General features: G+C 71.3%; 13 protein-coding genes and 1 tRNA gene. 7 read left to right on the top strand and 7 right to left on the bottom strand.

The genetic code is table 11. The features are described 5' to 3' along the window. Nucleotides 1-29: 29 nt before the first annotated feature. Nucleotides 30-911 carry an endonuclease III gene (nth, locus tag EKH77_RS17240; protein ID WP_206279867.1) on the bottom strand — a complete coding sequence of 294 codons (882 nt, stop codon included), beginning with the start codon at nt 909-911 and terminating at the stop codon, nt 30-32. A 226-nt stretch (nt 912-1,137) separates the two neighbouring features. Between nth and EKH77_RS17235 the strand changes: the two genes are divergently transcribed. After that, a complete protein-coding gene (locus EKH77_RS17235) occupies nt 1,138-1,812 on the top strand; it encodes a Crp/Fnr family transcriptional regulator (RefSeq protein WP_004939715.1) in 675 nt (224 codons plus the stop codon). 102 nt (nt 1,813-1,914) lie between these two features. Here the strand turns inward: EKH77_RS17235 and EKH77_RS17230 are convergent, their stop codons facing one another. The 4 genes from EKH77_RS17230 to EKH77_RS17215 all read right to left on the bottom strand — a co-directional run bounded on the left by EKH77_RS17230 (nt 1,915) and on the right by EKH77_RS17215 (nt 4,406). Continuing rightward, nucleotides 1,915-2,745 carry an MBL fold metallo-hydrolase gene (locus EKH77_RS17230; RefSeq protein ID WP_126915249.1) on the bottom strand — a complete coding sequence of 277 codons (831 nt, stop codon included), beginning with the start codon at nt 2,743-2,745 and terminating at the stop codon, nt 1,915-1,917. Continuing rightward, entirely contained in the window at nt 2,742-3,647 is a 906-nt protein-coding gene (locus tag EKH77_RS17225; protein ID WP_126915248.1) for an NUDIX hydrolase, read from the bottom strand. Before EKH77_RS17225 ends, EKH77_RS17230 begins: the two co-directional genes overlap by 4 nt. A 136-nt stretch (nt 3,648-3,783) precedes the next feature. Beyond that, entirely contained in the window at nt 3,784-4,248 is a 465-nt protein-coding gene (locus EKH77_RS17220) for a RidA family protein (RefSeq protein WP_126915247.1), read from the bottom strand. Then, entirely contained in the window at nt 4,245-4,406 is a 162-nt protein-coding gene (locus EKH77_RS17215; protein ID WP_126915246.1) for a DUF4177 domain-containing protein, read from the bottom strand. The genes EKH77_RS17220 and EKH77_RS17215 overlap by 4 nt, the downstream gene beginning before the upstream one ends. A 97-nt stretch (nt 4,407-4,503) precedes the next feature. Between EKH77_RS17215 and EKH77_RS17210 the strand changes: the two genes are divergently transcribed. Continuing rightward, on the top strand, nt 4,504-5,526 hold the full coding sequence (locus EKH77_RS17210; RefSeq protein WP_126915245.1) for an ArsA family ATPase: 1,023 nt from the start codon (nt 4,504-4,506) through the stop codon (nt 5,524-5,526). Further along, complete coding sequence (locus EKH77_RS17205; RefSeq protein WP_240667386.1) at nt 5,523-7,166, top strand: ArsA family ATPase; 1,644 nt, start codon at nt 5,523-5,525, stop codon at nt 7,164-7,166. The genes EKH77_RS17210 and EKH77_RS17205 overlap by 4 nt, the downstream gene beginning before the upstream one ends. A gap of 193 nt (nt 7,167-7,359) precedes the next feature. On the opposite strand, the gene EKH77_RS17200 is transcribed toward EKH77_RS17205, so the two are convergent. Next, a complete protein-coding gene (locus EKH77_RS17200) occupies nt 7,360-7,695 on the bottom strand; it encodes a WhiB family transcriptional regulator (protein WP_189455966.1) in 336 nt (111 codons plus the stop codon). Nucleotides 7,696-8,080: 385 nt separating this feature from the next. On the opposite strand from EKH77_RS17200, the gene EKH77_RS17190 reads away from it, so the two are divergent. Continuing rightward, nucleotides 8,081-10,447, top strand: a complete 2,367-nt coding sequence (locus EKH77_RS17190; protein WP_126915242.1) for a transglycosylase domain-containing protein — start codon at nt 8,081-8,083, stop codon at nt 10,445-10,447. 159 nt (nt 10,448-10,606) lie between these two features. Here EKH77_RS17190 and EKH77_RS17185 read toward each other — a convergent pair whose 3' ends face one another. Next, the gene (locus EKH77_RS17185; RefSeq protein WP_126915241.1) at nt 10,607-11,071 is read right to left on the bottom strand and encodes a GatB/YqeY domain-containing protein; all 465 of its coding nucleotides are present in this window, start codon (nt 11,069-11,071) and stop codon (nt 10,607-10,609) included. A gap of 224 nt (nt 11,072-11,295) precedes the next feature. Between EKH77_RS17185 and EKH77_RS17180 the strand changes: the two genes are divergently transcribed. From EKH77_RS17180 to EKH77_RS17170, 3 genes are all read left to right on the top strand, one after another. Beyond that, on the top strand, nt 11,296-12,222 hold the full coding sequence (locus tag EKH77_RS17180; protein ID WP_206279866.1) for a metallophosphoesterase: 927 nt from the start codon (nt 11,296-11,298) through the stop codon (nt 12,220-12,222). A 37-nt stretch (nt 12,223-12,259) separates the two neighbouring features. Further along, complete coding sequence (locus EKH77_RS17175) at nt 12,260-13,045, top strand: Pr6Pr family membrane protein (RefSeq protein ID WP_206279865.1); 786 nt, start codon at nt 12,260-12,262, stop codon at nt 13,043-13,045. A gap of 46 nt (nt 13,046-13,091) precedes the next feature. Next, nucleotides 13,092-13,165 (top strand) — tRNA-Pro (locus EKH77_RS17170). Nucleotides 13,166-13,204 lie beyond the last annotated feature (39 nt).

Genomic DNA, 13,204 nt, shown 5'->3' with positions numbered 1-13,204 from the left:
TGCCATGCGGTTGTGCGGCGTGCGCTCGGTCACTCGGCTCCCAGGGGGCTCGCGGGCAGGCCCGGATAGTCCGCCGGGGGCTTGAGGCGCTGCCCCGGCCGCCCGCCCATCTCGTACTTCAGCAGCTTCTTCGCCTTCTCCGGATCCGTCTCGCCCTCGCCGTACGACGGGCAGAGCGGGGCGATCGGGCAGGCGCCGCAAGCGGGCTTGCGGGAGTGGCAGACGCGGCGGCCGTGGAAGATCACGCGATGCGACAGCATCGTCCACTCGCTCTTCGGGAAGAGCGCGCAGACATCCGCCTCGACCTTCTCCGGGTCCTCCGCGTCCGTCCACTTCCAGCGGCGGACGAGGCGGCCGAAGTGGGTGTCGACGGTGACGCCGGGCACTCCGAAGGCGTTGCCCAGGACGACGTTGGCGGTCTTGCGGCCGACGCCGGGAAGCGTCACCAGATCCTCCAGCCGGCCGGGCACCTCGCCGCCGAAGCGGTCGCGGAGGGCGACGGACAGGCCTATCAGGGACTTGGCCTTGGCCCGGAAGAAGCCGGTCGGCCGGATCAGCTGCTCCAGCGTCTCGGGGTCGGCGGCCGCCATGTCCTCCGGCGTGGGGTAGGCGGCGAAGAGCGCGGGCGTGGTCTGGTTGACCCTCAGGTCGGTGGTCTGGGCGGAGAGGACCGTGGCGACCAGGAGCTGGAACGGATTCTCGAAGTCCAGCTCGGGATGGGCGTACGAATAGACCTCGGCGAGCTCACGGTTGATCCGGCGGGCGCGGCGCACCAGCGCCGTCCGCGACTCGGCCTTCGCACCGGCCTTGGCGGCCGCCGGTTTCTCCACCGGAGATTTGTTCGTTTTTGCGGATTTCGTCTTCTTCGCGGCGGGGCGTTCGCCCACAGCGGAATCACGGGCCGCGCTCACCCTTCCGGCCCCCCTGCCCTGTGCTCTCACCGGCGTATTGGACACCCGGCCAGACTAAAGCCCAGCACTGACATCCGCCCCGACCGCAGGAAAACCACAGCCCAATCGGACCCCTGCCGTAGGGCTCCGGGCGACGATGCGCCACACTTGTGTTTGATCACACAGTTTTACCGACGGGCATCATGGGGACCACGGTCCTCTGTGCATGTCGACAAGGAGAGAACTCGTGGACGACGTTCTGCGGCGCGCCCCGCTGTTCGCGGCGCTCGATGACGAGCAGGCCGCTGAGCTGCGCGCCTCCATGGGCGAGGTCACCCTCGCGAGGGGCGACGCCCTGTTCCACGAAGGGGACCCCGGCGACCGCCTCTACGTGGTGACCGAGGGCAAGGTGAAGCTCCACCGCACCTCGCCCGACGGCCGCGAGAACATGCTGGCGGTCCTCGGCCCCGGCGAGCTGATCGGCGAGCTGTCCCTCTTCGACCCGGGCCCGCGCACCGCCACCGCGACCGCGCTCACCGAGGTCAAGCTGCTCGGTCTCGGCCACGGCGACCTCCAGCCCTGGCTCAACGCCCGGCCCGAGGTGGCCACCGCCCTGCTACGCGCCGTCGCCCGCCGGCTGCGCCGCACCAACGACTCGATGTCGGACCTCGTCTTCTCCGACGTCCCCGGCCGTGTCGCCAAGGCCCTGCTCGACCTGTCGCGCCGCTTCGGCGTGCAGTCCGAAGAGGGCATCCACGTCGTGCACGACCTCACCCAGGAGGAGCTCGCCCAGCTGGTCGGCGCCTCCCGTGAGACCGTCAACAAGGCGCTCGCGGACTTCGCGGGCCGCGGCTGGCTCCGCCTGGAGGCCCGCGCCGTGATCCTGCTGGACGTGGAGCGCCTCGCCAAGCGCTCCCGCTGACGCGGGGCCAACGACAGACAGGCCGGGCCGCGTGGGCGTGCGTATCGCACCCCCACGCGGCCCGGCCTAGTCGTTTCCCGGGGCGAAACCGCCCGCCCGCGGTCAGATCAACCCGTGCTCGTCCAGGTAGTCCAGCTGCGCCCGCACCGAGAGCTCGGCCGCCGGCCACAGCGCCCGGTCGACGTCCGCGTAGACCGCCGCGACGACCTCCTCCGCCGTGCGGTGGCCGTTCTCGACGGCCGTCTCCACCTGGGCCAGCCGCTTGGCCCGGTGCGCGAGGTAGTACTCGACGACGCCCTGGGCGTCGTCCAGGACCGGGCCGTGCCCCGGCAGCACCGTCCGCACGCCCTCGTCGACCGCGAGCGCGCGCAGCCTCCGCAGCGAGTCGAGGTAGTCGCCGAGACGGCCGTCCGGATGCGCGACGATCGTCGTGCCCCGGCCCAGCACCGTGTCACCGGTGAGGACCGCGTCGTCCGCCGGCAGATGGAAGCAGAGCGAGTCGGCCGTGTGGCCGGGCGTGGACATCACGTGCAGCTCCAGCCCGCCCGTCGTGACGACGTCGCCCACGCCGAGCCCCTCGCCGCCCAGCCGCAGCGCCGGGTCCAGGGCCCGCACCTTGGTGCCCGTCAGCTCCGCGAACCGGGCCGCGCCGCCGGAGTGGTCGGCGTGGCCGTGCGTCAGCAGCGTCAGCGCGACGCGCAGCCCCGCGGCCTCGGCCACCTCGACGACCCTCCGCAGATGGGCCTCGTCCGCCGGCCCCGGGTCGACCACGACGGCCAGGTCCGAGCCGGGCTCGGCCAGGATCCATGTGTTGGTGCCGTCCAGCGTCATCGCGGACGGGTTGGGCGCGAGCACACAGGTCGCCCGGGCGGTCGCGGGGCCGCCGATGGCGCCGGGGCGCGGGTGTCCGGGCAGATCGGTCGTGTGCGTCATGCGTCGGCTCCCGAAGGTCCAGGGGCGATGTGCTCGGTGTCATGTTTGGCGGCGACGTGTTTGGTGAACTCGTCGTGGCCAGGCCAGCTCAGCACGATCTCTTCCCCGACGAGCCGCGCCCGCGCCAGTACGGGCGTGAGATCCCGGTCACCCGAGGCGGCCAGCACCTCGTCGACGGTGCCATAGGGGCTCAGCGAACGCAGCGTGGAGATGGTCGGCGGCATCATCATCAGCTCGCCCCTGTCGTACCCGGCCGCCGCCTCGGCGGGTGCCGTCCAGACGGTGCGGTCGGCCTCCGTGGAGGCGTTGCGGGTGCGCTGCCCCTCGGGGAGCGCGGCGACGAAGAACCATGTGTCGTAGCGGCGCGGTTCGAACTCCGGGGTGATCCAGTGCGCCCACGCCCCCAGCAGATCGCTGCGCAGGACCAGGCCGCGCCGTTCGAGGAGCTCGGCGAACGACAGCTCACGGGTGACCAGCGCCGCCCGGTCGGCCTCCCAGTCGTCCCCCGTGGTGTCCGCGACGACCGTGTCCGGGGTGGGGCCCGCCAGCAGCACGCCCGCTTCCTCGAAGGTCTCGCGGACGGCGGCGCAGACGATGGCCTGCGCCCCGGCGGCGTCGGTCCCCAGCCGCCGGGCCCACTCCTCGCGGGCCGGACCGGCCCACGGCACGTCGCGCTCGTCGCGCGGGTCGACGGAGCCCCCCGGATACGCGTACGCGCCTCCGGCGAAAGCCATGGAGGCGCGTCGGCGCAGCATGTGAACGGCGAGGCCGCCCTCCCGGGCGCGCAGCAACAGGACGGTGGCGGCACGGCGCGGCGCCACGGGCCGGAGCTCGCCCCGGGTGAGCGCTCTGATCCGGTCCGGCCACTCCGGCGGGTACCACTGGCCGTTCGAAGTCGACATGGCCGGATGCTATGCGCTCACGCCCGGATGTTCGAGAGGTCCGGGACGGGCCCCGTCGATCAGTCCGATCAGTCCGATCGGTCCGTGACCCCGCGACCGGCCCGTGCCCCCGCGGATCAGACCGTGCCCCTGCGGATCAGTCCCTGACCTCGACGAGGAACTCGACCTCGACGGGGGCGTCCAGCGGCAGCACCGCCACGCCCACGGCCGAACGGGCGTGCACGCCCTTCTCGCCCAGGATCTCGCCCAGCAGCTCGCTGGCGCCGTTGAGGACGCCCGGCTGGCCGGTGAAGTCCGGCGCGGACGCCACGAAGCCGACCACCTTGACCACACGGACGATCTTGTCCAGGTCACCGATGACGGACTTCACGGCGGCCAGGCCGTTGAGCGCGCAGCGCGCCGCCAGCTCCTTGGCCTGCTCGGGGCTGACCTCGGCACCGACCTTGCCGGTCACGGGGATCGCCCCGTCGACCATCGGCAGCTGACCGGCGGTGTGGACGTACGAGCCGCTGCGCACGGCCGGCTGGTACGTGGCCAGCGGCGGCACGACGTCGGGCAGGGTCAGCCCGAGCTCGGCGATCCGGTCCTCGACCGCGGTCACGACTTCTCCCGCTTGAGGTAGGCCACGAGCTGCTCGGGGTTGTTCGGCCCCGGCACGACCTGGACCAGCTCCCAGCCGTCCTCGCCCCAGGTGTCCAGAATCTGCTTGGTCGCGTGCACGAGCAGCGGCACGGTGGCGTATTCCCACTTCTTGGTCATGGGCCCGACTGTAATGCCTGACACCGGCGACCTCTGTAACGCCTGATACCGACGGCCTCGTGCGTAGCCCGCGCGGCGACTGGTTAGGCTCCGCATCATGAGCAGGCTCCATGTCGTCAGCGGCAAGGGCGGTACCGGCAAGACCACGGTGGCCGCGGCCCTCGCACTCGCCCTCGCGGCCGAGGGGAAGCGGGCGCTGCTGGTCGAGGTCGAAGGCAGACAGGGCATCGCGCAGCTCTTCGAGGCGGAGGCGCTGCCCTACGAGGAACGGAAGATCGCCGTCGCGCCGGGCGGGGGCGAGGTGTACGCGCTCGCCATCGACGCCGAACGGGCGCTCCTGGACTACCTCCAGATGTTCTACAAGCTCGGCAGCGCCGGCCGGGCGCTGAAGAAGATCGGCGCGATCGATTTCGCGACGACCATCGCGCCGGGCCTGCGGGACGTCCTGCTCACGGGCAAGGCGTGCGAGGCGGTACGGCGGAAGGACCGCACGGGCCGCTTCGTCTACGACTACGTGGTCATGGACGCGCCGCCCACCGGGCGGGTCACGCGCTTCCTCAACGTCAACGACGAGGTCGCCGGGCTGGCCCGGATCGGGCCGATCCACAATCAGGCGCAGGCCGTGATGCGGGTCCTCAAGTCACCGGAGACGGCGGTGCACTTCGTGACGCTGCTGGAGGAGATGCCGGTCCAGGAGACCGCGGACGGCATCGCGGAACTGCGCTCCGCGGGGCTGCCGGTCGGCGGCGTGGTGATCAACATGGTGCGGCCCGAGGTCCTCGACGAGACGGCCGTGGAGGCCGCCGCCAACGGCAGGCGCCCGGAGGTCGCGCGCGCCCTCGCGTACGCCTTGGAGCGCACGGGCTCCGGTGGCGCACGGCGCGCGGGGCTCGCCGAACCGCTCGTCGACCCCCTGTTGCGGCAGGCGCGCGAGCACACCGAGCGGCTGGCCCTGGAGCACCGGGGGCGTGCGGACGTGGCCCGGCTGGGCCTGCCCACGTACGAACTCGAGCTGCTCGGCGACGGGGTGGACCTGGCGGGGCTGTACCGCATGGCGCGCGAGCTGAGGAAGCAGTTCGCGCGGGGAGAGGCGAGCGAGCGACAGGGAGTGAGCGGGTGAGCGTGGAACCGGCGGCGGAGCCGCTCGGCATAGACCCGATCCTGGACGACCCGCGCACCCGCATCGTGGTGTGCTGCGGCTCCGGCGGCGTCGGCAAGACCACGACCGCGGCGGCCCTGGGCCTGCGCGCGGCCGAGCGCGGCCGGAGGGTCGTCGTCCTCACCATCGACCCGGCCCGCCGGCTGGCGCAGTCGATGGGGATCGACGAGCTCGACAACGTACCCCGCCGGGTGCCCGGGATCGACGGCTCCGCCGGCGGCGAACTGCACGCCATGATGCTCGACATGAAGCGGACCTTCGACGAGATAGTCGAGGCGCACGCCGACGAGGACCGCGCGCGGGCGATCCTGGAGAACCCCTTCTACCAGTCCCTGTCGGCCGGCTTCGCGGGCACGCAGGAGTACATGGCCATGGAGAAGCTCGGCCAGCTCCGCGCCCGGGACGAGTGGGACCTCATCGTCGTCGACACCCCGCCCAGCCGTTCGGCGCTGGACTTCCTGGACGCGCCGGGCCGGCTGGGCTCGTTCCTGGACGGCAAGTTCATCAAGGTGCTGATGGCGCCCGCGAAGATCGGCGGCCGGGCCGGGATGAAGTTCCTGGGCGTGGGCATGTCGGTGATGAGCGGCCCGCTGAACAAACTGATGGGCGCCCAACTCCTGCGGGACGTACAGACCTTCGTCGCCGCGATGGACACCATGTTCGGCGGATTCCGTACCCGTGCCGATGCCACGTACCGGCTGCTCCAAGCGCCGGGTACGGCCTTCCTGGTCGTCGCCGCACCGGAGCGGGACGCGCTGCGGGAGGCCGCCTACTTCGTCGAGCGGCTGGCGGCGGAGCGGATGCCGCTGGCCGGGCTGGTACTCAACCGGGTGCACGGCAGCGGGGCGGCGGGGCTCTCCGCGGAGCGCGCTCTCGCCGCGGCGGAGGCGCTCGCGAACGGATCGGCGGACGCGGGTGGCGACCCGGTGGGAAGGCCCTCGGAAGGGGCTCCGGAATACGCAGAAAATCTTGACGGCGACGGCATTGTGGATCGTGGCAGCGGGCAGGCTGGCTCACGTACCGCCGGCGACCCTGGCACCCTCACTCCCACGGACACGTCCTCTCCCGAGAGCGGCTTCCCCCAGCCCGCCGCGTCCGCAGGAACGAGCGCCTCGGTGGCCTCCGCGCCGGTGACGTCAACGCCGGTGACCTCCGCATCGGGGTCCTCGGCATCGGTGGCCTCGGCATCGGTGCCGCGGCCCGCAGGGGAAACCGACCCCGCCGCGGATTCGGGCTCCCCTACGGATTCCGCCATGTCCGCGGCGTCGTCGTCCTCGTCGTCGTCCTCGGCGTCCCCGGCACGGATCGCCGCCGGGCTGCTGCGGCTGCACGCCGAGCGCATGCAGGTGCTCGCCCGCGAGCGCCGCACGCGCGACCGCTTCACCGCGCTGCATCCCGAGGTCCCGGTCGCGGAGGTCGCCGCGCTGCCCGGCGATGTCCACGACCTGGCGGGGCTACGAGCGATCGCCGACCGTCTCGCGAACCAGACGGACGGTCTCGCGAACCAGACGGACGGTCAGGCGGACGCCTACGGGGAAAGTGCCAGTGCCGCCTTGGAGGATGCCGGGGGCGCCGACGAGGGCGCGTCCGCATCGCGCTGAGGGCGTGCGGCGCCCCAGTGAAAGCTGAGTGAAGGCTGTACGCACGCGGGCGGTCGTACCGCCACGGTCGTACGGCCACCACCGCTCCGCGGCGGACCGCCCGCGCGTGGTGGGCGTAGGGGCACCCCACCGGACGTCCAGGCCGGCTCTTGGGCTGCAGGCCCCGTCGGCCTACGGCGAGTGCGTCCGCCCGCTAGCCGACGGCCGCGTACTCGTCGTACTCGGGCTCGCCCAGCGGCAGGATCCCGGCACCGCGCTCGTACTCCGTTCGAGCGGTCTCCAGGAGCCTGCGCCACGAGGTGACCGTGGGGCGGCGCCGCAGCAGGGCGCGCCGCTCGCGCTCGGTCATGCCTCCCCAGACACCGAACTCGACGCGGTTGTCCAGCGCGTCGGCCAGGCACTCGGTGCGCACCGGGCAGCCGGTGCAGACCGCCTTCGCCCTGTTCTGCGCTGCGCCCTGAACGAATAGTTCATCCGGATCGGTCGTGCGGCAGGCGGCCTGCGCACTCCAGTCGGTTACCCAGCCCATGCTGGCGCCGTCCTCTCCCGAATCGAGGCTCCCCCACGGCGGCAGCGGCATATTCACCGTTGCCAGTTGAGGACGTTACGGAAGGCGGACAGGGGGCAACACCCCCTTCGGGCCCAATCTTGAATGGCCCGAACGGACTATGCGTATGCGGCAGATCACCCAACGGAGTGAGCCGACGACATCACGGACCATTCCCTCCATAGAGGGGTGATCAGCCCACCCCTCGACCGACAATGAGGGGCATAGACACCAATACGGACACCTCTCATCACTCACAAGAGTGAGAGTGCAGGTGATGCGGGGGAGCATCGCCGTGACTGGCGTGAAACAGCGTAGGCGAACACACCTGCGTCTGTCCGCCGAATGAGAACGTAGGCTTCCCCCCATGGCTATGAAGCGCTCGGACGAGGGCCCCTCCAGGGCCCGACAGGCCGCGAAGTTCCTCAGTGTCAGCGTGCTTTCGGGCGTGGTGCTGGCAGGTCTGGCCCTACCGGGCATCGGCGCTTTCGGCCTGGTGGCCAAGGGCACGGTCGAGGGGTTCGACGAGATCCCCGCCAGCCTCAAGACGCCGCCGCTGAGCCAGCGCACCACCATCCTCGACGCCGAGGGCGGCGAGATAGCGAAGGTCTACTCCCGCGACCGCACCGTGGTGCCGCTGAACGACATCTCGCCCTACATGCGTCAGGCGATCGTCGACATCGAGGACGCGCGCTACTACCAGCACGGCGCGATCGACCTGAAGGGCGTGCTCCGCGCGGCCAACAAGAACGCCCAGTCCGGCGGCGTCTCCGAGGGTGCCTCGACCCTCACCCAGCAGTACGTCAAGAACATCTTCGTCGAGGAGGCGGGCGACGACCCCGAGAAGGTCGCCGTGGCCACCCAGCAGACGATCGGCCGCAAGGTCAAGGAGCTGAAGTTCGCCATCCAGGTCGAGAAGGAACTCGGCAAGGACCGCATCCTCAACAACTATCTGAACATCACCTTCTTCGGGCAGCAGGCCTACGGGGTCGAGGCCGCCTCCCAGCGCTACTTCAGCAAGCACGCCAAGGACCTCACCCTGGGCGAGTCCGCGCTGCTGGCCGGCACCGTCCAGTCGCCCAGCCGCTACGACCCGGTCTACGCGCCCAAGGAGGCGACCAAGCGGCGGAACACCGTCCTCCAGCGCATGGCCGAGCTGAAGCACATCACCCCGGCGCAGGCGGCCGCCGAGCAGGCCAAGCCGCTGGAACTGAAGGTCAGCCGGCCCAAGAGCGGCTGCATCACCGCCGTCAACGGCGCGGGCTTCTTCTGCGACTACGTCCGCGAGACCTTCCTCAACGACCCGGTCTTCGGCAAGACGAAGGAGGCCCGGGCCAAGCGCTGGAACGAGGGCGGCCTGGTCATCCGCACCACGCTCGACCCGCAGACGCAGAAGTCCGTGCAGAAGTCGATCACCGATCACGTCTACCAGAGCGACTCGGTGGCCACCGCCGTGTCGATCGTCCAGCCTGGCACGGGCAAGATCCTCGGCATGGGCCAGTCGCGCCCGTACGGCTTCGGCGACCACATGACGCAGATCAACCTCTCCGCCGACAAGGCCATGGGCGGCTCGAACTACGGCTTCCAGGTGGGCTCGACCTTCAAGCCGATCCTCGCGGCGGCCGCGCTCGAGCAGGGCATCTCCCCGTACAAGACGTACTCCTCGCCGTTCCGGATGCCGTATCCGGACGAGGTCGAGACGTGCGGCAAGACGTGGAAGAACAGCGGCGGCGAGATGGTCCAGAACGAGAACCGCAGCGAGGTCGGCCCGTACGGGATGAAGGAGGCGACCGCCAAGTCGGTCAACACCTACTTCATCCAGATGATCGAGGACACCGGCGTCTGCCCGGTGATCAAGATGGCGGACAAGATGGGCATCAAGCCCGCCGGCGGCGGCAAGTTCGAGCAGGTCCCGTCGATCGCGCTCGGCACCGAGGGCCTCTCCCCCCTCAGCATGGCCTCCGCCTACGCGACCTTCGCCAACCACGGCACGTACTGCACCCCCGTCATCGTCGAGTCGGCCACCGGCCCCGACGGCAAGAACCTGCGGGTGCCCAAGACGAAGTGCTCGCGGGCGATGTCCGAACAGACCGCCGACACGGTCAACACCCTCCTTCAGGGAGTGGTCGAGGACGGCACCGGTAAGGAAGCCGGCCTCAGCGGCCGGGACAGCGCGGGCAAGACGGGTACGACGGACGAGCGCCGGGCCGCCTGGTTCGTCGGCTACACCCCGAACATGGCCGGCGCCGTCTGGGTCGGCGGCCCCGGCGCCAAGGGCGTCGAGATGGAGAACATCACCATCGGCGGCGTCTACCACGACAAGGTCTACGGCGCCGACACTCCCGGCCCCATCTGGCGTGACGCCATGACCGGCGCGCTCGAGGGCAAGGACGCACCGACCTTCGGCACCGTCCCGATGCCGGGCACCGACAAGGGCTCCGGCGGTGGCGCCAGCGGCGGTACCGGCGGTGGCGCCGCTGGTACCTCTGCCGGCTCCGCCGGTGACGACAAGCGCGGCAACGGCCACGGCGGCCGCAAGCCGGGCACGGGCGGTGGCAAGCCCGGCGGCGGGAAGCCGGGCGCGGGCGGCAAGCCCGGCACCGAGCCGGGTGCCCAGCCCGGCGGCCAGCCGGGCGGTCAGACCGGTGACACCACCGGCGACGGCAAGCCCGACGCGCCGACGACGCCCGGCGGGGCGGCCCAGGGCGTGATCAGCGGCCCGGGACAGCAGTAGACAGCGAGAAGGGGGCGCCCCGACCGTGACGGTCGGGGCGCCCCCTTTTACGCGCGTGGCGCGGAGGCGCTGATGGGGCTGAAGCGGACGTGCGCACAGGCCGGATCAGCCGGCCGTGCTGACGGGCCGGATCAGCCAGTCGTACCTACGACGGCCGACTCAGCCGACGAGCAGGCTCTTCACGGCAGCGGCGACGCGGCCGCCCTCGGCGCGGTCCCCCACCTTCGGCTTCACGATCTTCATCACGGCGCCCATGGCCTTCGGCCCCTCGGCGCCGGCCGCCTTCACCTCGGCCACGGCGTCCGCGACGATCGCGGTGAGCTCCTCGTCCGACAGCTGCTGCGGCAGGTACTGGGCGAGCACCTCACCCTCGGCGCGCTCACGCTCGGCGGAGTCGGCGCGGCCACCCTTGTCGAACGCCTCGGCGGCCTCGCGGCGCTTCTTCGCCTCGCGCACGATGACCTTCAGCACCTCGTCGTCGGAGAGCTCACGGGCCGTCTTGCCGGCGGTCTCCTCGTAGGCGACGGCGGACAGGGTGAGACGGAGGGTGGAGGAGGTCAGCTCGTCGCGCGCCTTGATGGCGGCCGTGAGGTCGTCGTGGAGCTTGGACTTCAGCGTGGTCATGCCGCAATCTTCGCATCCCGCCCGCTGACGCGCCCCGTATTAACCGCCGGGCGCGAACGGGGACGGGCGCCGGGCGCGAACCGGGCGGCTACGAGGGTCGGCCGTCAGTCGGTTCGACCGCGCGACGTTAACCCCGTTTTGACCTCTTGACGTCTCTCATGAACTCCCTTGCCCGCCCGGGACCATGGCCGACGCACCCCCGGCCGTCTGCGACGATGGACGACATGCGTGCGCGATACGGAGTACCCCTGGGAATCACGGCGGTCGGCGCGGCGGGCCTCGCCTACGCCGCCGGCTTCGAAGTCCGTTCCTTCCGGCTGCGACGGGTCACCGTGCCCGTCCTCCCGCAGGGCATGCGACCGCTGCGGGTGCTCCAGGTGTCCGACATCCACATGGTCGGCGGCCAGCGCAAGAAGCAGCGCTGGCTCCAGTCGCTCGCCGGGCTGCGCCCCGACTTCGTGATCAACACCGGGGACAACCTCTCCGACCCGGAGGGCGTGCCCGAGACCCTCGACGCGCTCGGCCCGCTGATGAACTTCCCCGGCGCGTACGTCTTCGGCTCCAACGACTACTACGGCCCGAAGCTGCGCAACCCCGCCCGCTACCTCTTCGAGCGGGCCAGCGGGCGGCACGGCCTCAACGGCAACGCCCCGGTCGTCGGCGCGATCCACAACCCGTGGGAGGAGCTGCGCGACGCCTTCGACACGGCGGGCTGGGTCAACCTCACCAACACCCGGGGCTCCCTCAAGATCGACGGGATGGAGATCGCCCTCACCGGCCTCGACGACCCGCACATCAAGCGCGACCGCTACGACCGGGTGGCCGGTGGCCCGCAGGAGGACGCCGACTTCTCCATGGGCGTCGTCCACGCCCCCTACCTGCGCGTCCTGGACGCCTTCACGGCCGACCGCTACCCGCTGATCCTCGCCGGGCACACCCACGGCGGCCAGCTGTGCATCCCCTTCTATGGCGCGCTGGTCACCAACTGCGACATCGACCCCGACCGGGTGAAGGGCCTGTCCACCCACCGCGCGGGCGGCCACCAGTCGTACCTCCACGTCTCCGCCGGCTGCGGCACCAACCGCTACACGCCGGTCCGCTTCGCCTGCCCGCCCGAGGCCACGCTGCTCACCCTCGTCCCCCGCGACTGACCGGGGGCCTTCCGGAGGCCGCACGTACGGTGGGGGGATGACCGACCCGACTTCCCCCACCACCACGCGGACCGGCCTGCCCGTTACGGAGGCCGATACGGAGCCCGGTACGGAGGCCGTCCCGGCATCCGCGGCGGCCCCGACGGACCGCCGCCCCGTCGCGGCGGCCTTCCGCGCGCTCATCGCCCTGGCGGCACTCACCGGCGTCGCCCTGGACATGATCGACTCCGGCGACCTGGGCCGGCTCTTCAGCTACTTCACGATCCAGTCCAACATCCTGCTGGCGATCGCCTGCGCCTGGTCCGCCCACCGCGCCTGGACGGGCCGCCCGGCCCTCTCCCCGCGGATCACGGGCGGCGCGCTGCTCTACATCTCCATCACGGGTCTGGTCTTCCATTTCGTGCTGTCGAACGACGCCAGCGGCTTCGCCATGACCAGCCAGCGCACGCCCCTGGAATCGATCGCCAACCAGCTCCTCCACACCGCGACCCCCCTCGCGGCCGCCCTCGACTGGCTCCTCCTCACGGCCCCCGGCGGCTTCCTCCTCCGCCACGCCGGCCAGTGGCTGGCCTACCCCTTCCTCTACCTCCCCTTCGCCCTGATCCGCGGCGCCCTCCTCGACCCGGGCGCCGAGGGCCGCTACCCGTACCCCTTCCTGGACGTCGATCTCCACGGCTACACCGGCATCGCCGGCAACGCCGTCGTCTTCGGTCTGGCCTTCTACGGCCTGGCCCTCGCCCTCGTCCTCCTCGACCGCGTACGCCCCCACCAGCGCGGCCTCGGGAACCGGATTTCACCTACGGGCTCCAGTCGGCTAAAGTAGTCCTCGTTGCTCCGGAGCCCGCAAAAAACGGGAGCCGGTCGCACATCGGGGTGTAGCGCAGCTTGGCAGCGCGCTTCGTTCGGGACGAAGAGGTCGTGGGTTCAAATCCCGCCACCCCGACAGGTGAAACACCAGGTCAGGGCCCTGATCCTTTCGAGG

Source organism: Streptomyces luteoverticillatus (assembly GCF_003970715.1).
Classification (GTDB): Bacteria; Actinomycetota; Actinomycetes; order Streptomycetales; family Streptomycetaceae; genus Streptomyces; species Streptomyces abikoensis.
The sequence above is the reverse complement of the archived record's forward strand: the minus strand, read 5'-3'. Positions and strand labels throughout refer to the sequence as shown.

Coding starts and splice junctions, on each gene's coding strand:
- EKH77_RS17225 (WP_126915248.1), bottom strand. CDS start 3,647: ATGTCGACTTCGAACGGCCAGTGGTACCCGCCGGAGTGGCCGGACCGG.
- EKH77_RS17200 (WP_189455966.1), bottom strand. CDS start 7,695: ATGGGCTGGGTAACCGACTGGAGTGCGCAGGCCGCCTGCCGCACGACC.
- EKH77_RS17190 (WP_126915242.1), top strand. CDS start 8,081: ATGGCTATGAAGCGCTCGGACGAGGGCCCCTCCAGGGCCCGACAGGCC.
- EKH77_RS17185 (WP_126915241.1), bottom strand. CDS start 11,071: ATGACCACGCTGAAGTCCAAGCTCCACGACGACCTCACGGCCGCCATC.
- EKH77_RS17215 (WP_126915246.1), bottom strand. CDS start 4,406: ATGACCAAGAAGTGGGAATACGCCACCGTGCCGCTGCTCGTGCACGCG.
- EKH77_RS17230 (WP_126915249.1), bottom strand. CDS start 2,745: ATGACGCACACGACCGATCTGCCCGGACACCCGCGCCCCGGCGCCATC.
- EKH77_RS17180 (WP_206279866.1), top strand. CDS start 11,296: ATGCGTGCGCGATACGGAGTACCCCTGGGAATCACGGCGGTCGGCGCG.
- EKH77_RS17175 (WP_206279865.1), top strand. CDS start 12,260: ATGACCGACCCGACTTCCCCCACCACCACGCGGACCGGCCTGCCCGTT.
- EKH77_RS17210 (WP_126915245.1), top strand. CDS start 4,504: ATGAGCAGGCTCCATGTCGTCAGCGGCAAGGGCGGTACCGGCAAGACC.